The organism is Streptomyces sp. NRRL S-495, from assembly GCF_000966955.1.
Taxonomy (GTDB): Bacteria; Actinomycetota; Actinomycetes; order Streptomycetales; family Streptomycetaceae; genus Kitasatospora; species Kitasatospora purpeofusca.
Window position 1 is genome coordinate 21,029 of record NZ_JZWY01000320.1, and the last position, 6,398, is coordinate 27,426.

Annotated in this window: 7 protein-coding genes; 1 reads left to right on the forward strand and 6 read right to left on the reverse strand. The window is 70.7% G+C overall.

Features of this window, described 5'->3' with window-relative positions:
• The first annotated feature begins 151 nt into the window (after positions 1-151).
• Positions 152-529: a nuclear transport factor 2 family protein gene (locus VR45_RS17610; protein WP_045940715.1), complete on the forward strand. Its 378-nt coding sequence runs from the start codon at positions 152-154 to the stop codon at positions 527-529.
• A gap of 12 nt (positions 530-541) precedes the next feature.
• Here the strand turns inward: VR45_RS17610 and VR45_RS42415 are convergent, their stop codons facing one another.
• From VR45_RS42415 to VR45_RS17640, 6 genes are all read right to left on the reverse strand, one after another.
• A complete protein-coding gene (locus VR45_RS42415) occupies positions 542-1,237 on the reverse strand; it encodes a response regulator transcription factor (RefSeq protein ID WP_052709170.1) in 696 nt (231 codons plus the stop codon).
• 141 nt (positions 1,238-1,378) lie between these two features.
• Complete coding sequence (locus tag VR45_RS17620; RefSeq protein WP_045940716.1) at positions 1,379-2,506, reverse strand: LLM class flavin-dependent oxidoreductase; 1,128 nt, start codon at positions 2,504-2,506, stop codon at positions 1,379-1,381.
• A 213-nt stretch (positions 2,507-2,719) separates the two neighbouring features.
• The gene (locus tag VR45_RS17625) at positions 2,720-3,367 is read right to left on the reverse strand and encodes a hemerythrin domain-containing protein (protein ID WP_045940717.1); all 648 of its coding nucleotides are present in this window, start codon (positions 3,365-3,367) and stop codon (positions 2,720-2,722) included.
• A gap of 261 nt (positions 3,368-3,628) precedes the next feature.
• The gene (locus VR45_RS17630; RefSeq protein WP_045940718.1) at positions 3,629-4,669 is read right to left on the reverse strand and encodes a methyltransferase; all 1,041 of its coding nucleotides are present in this window, start codon (positions 4,667-4,669) and stop codon (positions 3,629-3,631) included.
• Between the two features lie 22 nt (positions 4,670-4,691).
• Positions 4,692-5,477, reverse strand: coding sequence for an AfsR/SARP family transcriptional regulator (locus VR45_RS43340; protein ID WP_045940719.1), 786 nt, complete (start codon positions 5,475-5,477; stop codon positions 4,692-4,694).
• Between the two features lie 26 nt (positions 5,478-5,503).
• The gene (locus VR45_RS17640) at positions 5,504-6,058 is read right to left on the reverse strand and encodes a flavin reductase family protein (protein WP_353612697.1); all 555 of its coding nucleotides are present in this window, start codon (positions 6,056-6,058) and stop codon (positions 5,504-5,506) included.
• Positions 6,059-6,398 lie beyond the last annotated feature (340 nt).

Consider the following 6,398-nt stretch of genomic DNA (forward strand, 5'->3'; position numbering starts at 1 on the left):
CGGGCGACCGAGGGGCGGACGGCCGGGGCCTGCGCGGGCGGCCCCCGGCCGTCCGTCGGAGGTTCTGGTGCTGTGACCGGGATGGTTCACCGTGGCCGGGAGACGGCTCACGGACGAGCGCGGTCCGCGAGGCAACTGGTATGAATGGTGCATGCAGGAAGAGACCGCGCAGTCCGCGATCGACACGTTCATCTCGGCGTTCAACGCCTCGGACGACAGCTATGTGACTGCGCTGCTCTCCCAGGCCCTGACCTCGGACGTGGTCTTCTGGGGACCGTTGGGCCGCACCGAGGGGATCGAGGCGGTCGAGCGGTTCGTGCTGGACATCCGGCGCCACCCGGCGGGGACCGGCACGATGGTGCGCTGTTCGGCGGTGGACATGCCGGACGAGTGGGCCCGGTACCAGTGGATCTTCACGACGCCGGATGGCGGCCCCCGCCTGTCGGGAACGGACGTCGTCCATCTGCGGCGGAACCTCATCGACCAGGTCATCGTCTTCGCGGGGGAGATCGGGCCGTCCGCCTCCTGAGTGGTCGGAGCACTAGGGTCGGACGGCGGCGGTGGGGCACGCGGGCGCGAGCCCGGTGTCCGCCGCCGCCTCGGCGTCGGCGCGGGTGACCAGCCCGGCCTCGTGCGCGAAGATGATCACGCAGAGGCGGTTGCGCAGCCCGAGCTTCTGCATCAGTCGCCGGATGTGGGTGCGGACCGTGTTGGCGCTCAGCCACAGCGCGGCGGCGATCTCGGAGTTGCTCAGACCCCCGCCGACCAGGGCGAGCACCTCCAGCTCGCGTCGGCTCAGACCGTCCAGCGCGGCCTGCGAACCGTGGCCGGTCACCCAGTGCACCGCCAGTCCGGCGCCCGGCAACCGGTCGCCCTCGAAGAGCCCCGCCGGGAACACGGTGCAGCCGCCGGCCACCAGGGCCGCGCAGTCGGCGAGTTCACGATCGGGCGCCGAGCTCAGGACGATCCCGGTGACGCCGAGCCAGATCGCCCCGGTCAGCTCCTCGAAGGGCTCGTCCACCACCAGCAGGAGCGGCGGCGGGGCGCCGGCGCTGCCCGACACGATGCGGCGGATCAGCCCGATGCCGGGTTGATCCGCCGCCACGACCACCAACTCCGCGTGTTCGAAGTCCAGTTCGTCCTGGGAGATCAGGGTCAGCCCGTCGACGGCCGAGACCCGTTCTGCCAGTGCGTCGCGTTTGTGCGCGTCCGCCCCCACGACCGCCACCGCCACCATCCGGTCAGACCCCTTTCGGTTCGGGAACGCGGAGCCTCGCGGCGGAAGCCGTCGGGGGGCGGCGGGCAGGAGCCGGCCGGACCCCGTCGGAGTACGTGTTCAGTTCCGGGCGAGTGTAGGCGAAGGGCCGTCAAGGCGCGATCAGTTGGGCGCAGATCCGATCGATGCACCGCGGCCGCGCAGTCCGGCCTTCTCCAGCCGGGGGAGCACCTCGGCGGCGAAGTACTCCAGCTCGCCGAGGTAGTCGACGAAGGAGAGCGCGAGCCCGGTGACGCCGGCCCCGGCGAACCGGGCGATCGTCGCGACGATCTCGTCGGGCGTGCCCACCAGCGGGTGGCCGCCGTGGCCGGCGGCGAAGCGGGGCCGGAAGGCGGCGATCTGCTCCGGGCCGAACGACTGCGGATTGATGCCCTGCCCGGCCATCACGGTGTCCACCCCGGCCCAGTCGGCATGGGTGTCGGCGTAGTACGCGAGGAACTCCTCGGCCTCGCGGCGGGTGGGCCGGCAGACCACGAACGCGTTCGACAGCACGCCGACCGGACGGCCGCGGTGGGCCGTCGAGGCCCGCCGGGCCTCGGTGACCAGGCCGGAGCCGCGGTCCGGGTCGAAGGTGGCGGTGAGCAGGAAGTCGGCGTTCCGGGCGGCGAATTCACGCCCGGCGGGCGAGACGGCGGCGTTGATCACCGGAAGCGGGCCGGCGGCCGGGCGCGGGCTGCCGTGCAGCCCGCGCAGCCCGGGGAAGAACTCGCCGTCGTGGTCGAAGGGTTGTTCGCTGCTCCAGAGGGTCCGGACGATGTCCCACCACTCCTGGGCGTGCGCGTAGCGCTGGGCCGGGCTGCCGGGCAGGTCCAGCCCGAAGGCCGCGTACTCGGCCTCGTACCAGCCGGCCACGATGTTCAGTCCGGCCCGGCCGCCGCCGATCCGGTCGAGGGTGGCGAGCTGCTTGGCCGCCACCACCGGGTGCAGCAGGGCGCTGTGCACGGTCGCGAAGACGGAGATCCGTTCGGTGGCGGCGAGCAGCCCGCCCGCCCAGGTGATGGTCTCCAGGACGCTGTCGTGGAAGGTCGTCCCGGGCCAGCCGATCCAGCGGCCGACCGGGAGCAGGAAGTCGATCCCGGCCCGGTCCGCGAGCCGGGCCAGCGCCAGGTTGTCCTCCCAACTGCCCGACCAGCGCTCGTCGATCGTGGTGATCGCGAGCCCGGAGGAGGCGTTGGCGGCGAACAGGCCCAGCTTGAAGCCGCCGGCGTCCGCGGTGATCCCGTGTCCCATGGTCCCTCCCGTGCTTCGGCCGCCCGCCGGGCGGCGGTCCGGTCGCCGGCGGGGGCGGGCGGGCGGCGGGCCGACGACTGTCGGGAGCCGCGCGTCCGCCCCGTGCCGGGGCCGGGTGCTGTGGTCGTTCGAACATTTCCACAGCGGGGTTAAGCCGGGATCAAAGCAGGCGGGGCGGACGCGCGAAGGGGCGTACGGGCGGCGGGACCGCCGTCAGTGGCCGGAGTTGGTCCAGGTGTCCTGGGCCTTGTACATCGGCTTCCAGACCGAGTTCATGACCAGTCGCAGGGGTGCCGGCATGATCGAGGAGATCTTCGCGACGGTCTCCGGGGTCGCCTCGTCGAGCACCCAGGGGAAGAACTCGGCCGCCCCCTTGAAGCCGAGGCTGTTGCGCTGGTCGAGCACGAAGGCCTTCCACTCCTTCTCGGTCAGGGCCTCCTGGACGTAGGGCAGGCCGTCCCGCTCCTCGTGGAGCAGGTGCGCGTCGAGCGCCGAGCCGAGCGCGGCGACGGCCTCGCCGAGCTGCTCGGGCCGGGTGGCGTGGTCGGCCATGGCCCGCTCGACCTCGTCGAGCAGGGGGTCGATCAGGGTGTGCTCCTGCTCCAGCTCGCGCAGGGTCGACAGCTGCTCGGGGCTGCCGGACAGGCCCTTGGCCATCCGCGGCCAGAGGTCGCGGTCCTCGCCCTCGTGGTGGACGGCCAGCTGGGTCTTGAGGATGTTCCAACCGGTCCGGACGCGCTTGCGGGCGGCCGGGTCGTCGAGGTCCTTGCGGGCGGCGGCGCCCTCCAGTCGGCGGATGTCGCGTCGGAAGGCCTCGTGACTGACCAGCATGACGGTCAGGTCGACGTAGTTCTTCGCCATGGGCGGGTTCTCCCTTCGGTGGCCGCGAGGCGCGTTTCCGTGGGAATCATTAGCTACCTCACGAAGTATCTGGGCGGGGAAGGCCCCCTGTCAAACCCGTTCGGGACGGGGGTGGCCGTGTCGTTCCGGTACTGACCGGGCGGTGGCCGGTCTGCCGGTCTGCCGGTCTGCCGGTCGGTCGGTCGGTGGTCGGTCGGTCGGTGGCCGTGGTGGGGCCGGGCGCGGGGGAGCGGCGCGCCCGGCCGTCGTGCGGACGTCCGATCAGGCCGGGCGGCGGCCCACCACGGCGGTGGCATGGGCGGGCAGGTCGAAGACGGACTCGACCTCCAGACCCGCCTCCCGCATCCACCCGGCGCATTCGGACGGCGTGTACTCGTTGCCCGCGGGGGACTGCAGCATCATGGTCAGGCTGAGCAGCAGGGTGTCGATCTCGCTGCGGGCGTCGTCGATCATCGGGTCGTAGACGATCACCGCACCGCCCGGGCCGACCCCGGCGGCGGCCTGGGCGATCAGGCCGCGCCGCACGTCCACCGGGCAGTCGTGCAGCACGTTGCCGAACACCACCACCTCGGCGGTGGGCAGCCGGTCGACGTAGAAGTCGCCGCCGTGGAAGGCGATCCGGTCCGCCACCCCGTGCTCGTCGGCCAGCTCGTCCAGGAAGGGCTTCATCACCTGGCGGTCGAAGACGCCCCCGGACAGGTGCGGGTGCTCCGTCAGTAGTCGCGCCGCGAGGTTGCCCCGGGCGCCGCCGACGTCCACGAAGGACTTGTGTCGCCCCCAGTCGAAGCGTCGGGCCAGCTCCGGTCCGATCGCCCCGTTGAGGCTGTCCATCGCCGACAGGAACTGGCGCAGCCGCTCCTTGTCCCGGTAGATCTGGGCGAACGGCACCTCGGCACCCTCCTGCCGGTGTGCCAGTCCGGTCCGCAGCAGGTCCGACAGGCTGTCCCACCCGGTCCCCATGAAGGCCGAGGTCATGGTCAGGAACCCGCCGACGTAGCCCGGCGCTCCGGGCACCAGGTTGCGCCCGGCCGCCGGCCCGTTGCGGTACACGCCGTCGGTGCGCTCCAGCAGGCCCAGCGCGGTGAGCGCGTCCAGGAAGTCCGCCGCGGCCCGCGGGTGCAGCCCGAGCCGCTCGGCCAACTCCTCGACCGTGCCGGGCCGTTTGCCGAGCGCCTCGAACAGGCCGAGGTCCAGCGCGGTCATCATCAGCTTGCTGCGGACGAACGACCAGCCGACCAGCATCACGTCGAACGCGTCGTCCAGTGCCACCCGGTCCGCGCCGGGGTTCTCCGTCGTGCCCATCACGATCTCCTTCGCTCGTGGATCACGCGGTCCACAGTCCGATTCCTTCGAGAGCCGTCCGGTCGGAGTCCAGCACCAGCTGGTGGACCAGGCGGAGGTCGTCACCCGGCTCGATGCCGAGCTCCTCGATCAGGCACTTGCGGGTGCCTCGGTACACCTGGAGCGCGTCCCCGCTGCGCCCGGAGAGGAACAGGGCGATCATCAGCATGGCCTGGAGGCGCTCGTTGAACGGGTAGCGGGTGACCAACTCGCGCAGCTCCGCGATGAGTTCGCCGCGGATCCGGCCGAGTCGGAGCTCCAGGGAGATCCGGCTCTCCTGGACGGCCAGCCAGGATTCCTCCAGGCGCGAGGCCGCGCTCTGGAGCAGCAGACCCTCCCGGAGGTCCACCAGCGGCGCGCTGTTCCACAGGCCGGTGGCCGCCCGGTAGTGCTGGAGCGCCACTTCCGGGTCATCCAGTTCGTGGGCCGCCCGGGCGAGTGCCCAATGGCGGTCGAACTGGACCACGTCGATCGACTCCCGGTCCACCAGAAGGTAGTAGCCGGGCGCTTCGCTGACCAGAGAAACGCGATGGCGGGTGCTGCCGCCGTGCAAGGTCTTGCGCAATTGTGAGATGTACACGCGGAGGGCCTGCAATGCGGTCCGCGGCGGTCCCTGCGGCCAGAGTTCGTCGATCAGTGAATCGACCGGGAGGACCTTGTTGTGATGCACCAGGAGTGCTGCGAGTAACACCCGCAATTTGTGGGCCTGCGGCGTAAGAATACGCCCGTCGCCGTAGACCTGTAACTGTCCGAGCAGTCTGAATTTCATGCCGTGAGTCGTCCCCCGTTTCGATGTCAGCGGTGCGAGCGGAGCTTCCTCATGGCGCCGCCGAAGAAGACCAGTGGTGCGCCGTCGCGGTGCAGCAGGCCGATGTCCGCGACCCGGCCGATGACGATCGCGTGGTCGCCGGCCTCCACCTCGCGCACGACCTCGCAGGTCAGATAGGCCAGCGCGGCGGTGAGCACGGGACTGCGGCCCAGCCCCGGCAGCGAGTTCACCTTGAGGAAGCGGTCGCTCCCGGAGGCGAAGAGCGTCGAGATGTCCGCCTGTTGTTCGGACAGGATGTTCACCGTGAACGCCGATCCGACGTCCAGTGCGGCGAGGAAGGAGGATCTGCTGTGCACGCAGAAGAGCACGAGCGGCGGGTCCAGCGAAAGCGATGTGAACGAGTTCACGGTCATTCCGTACAGTTCGCCGCCGACGTTCGTGGTGACCACGGCGACTCCGGTGGCGAACCGGCCGAATATCGCTCTGAGTTCGCGCTGATCGATGTCACCCGAAACCTGGTCGGGTCTGACTGGTGCTTGTTTGTCCATGATTGTTCTCCTCGGTTGATGCCGAGAGATCATGGCGGGGACGTTCAGGCCGGCGGCGCACCGGTGCACCGGGTCGACGGTGCGCGCGACAGGAGTGTTCCCCCGTTTCGGCGACGCACGTGCGGACGGTGCTGCGGTGGTCACTCTGCGGACGCCCGGTGTCCCCCCACAACCGCGTCGTTGCGCAGAACCTATCGCGCGTCCGGAAGTCGGGATATCGACCCTCGGGATGAATCCGGGCTAGTCGTGGAGCGCGCAGTTCCGTTCGAGTACGGGTATTTCGGGGGGATCCACCCGGTTCGGGAGCGGCGAAAGGCCGACCCTGCCATGGACACGTTATGCCATGGCCATGGAATGGAAATGCGATTCCGAC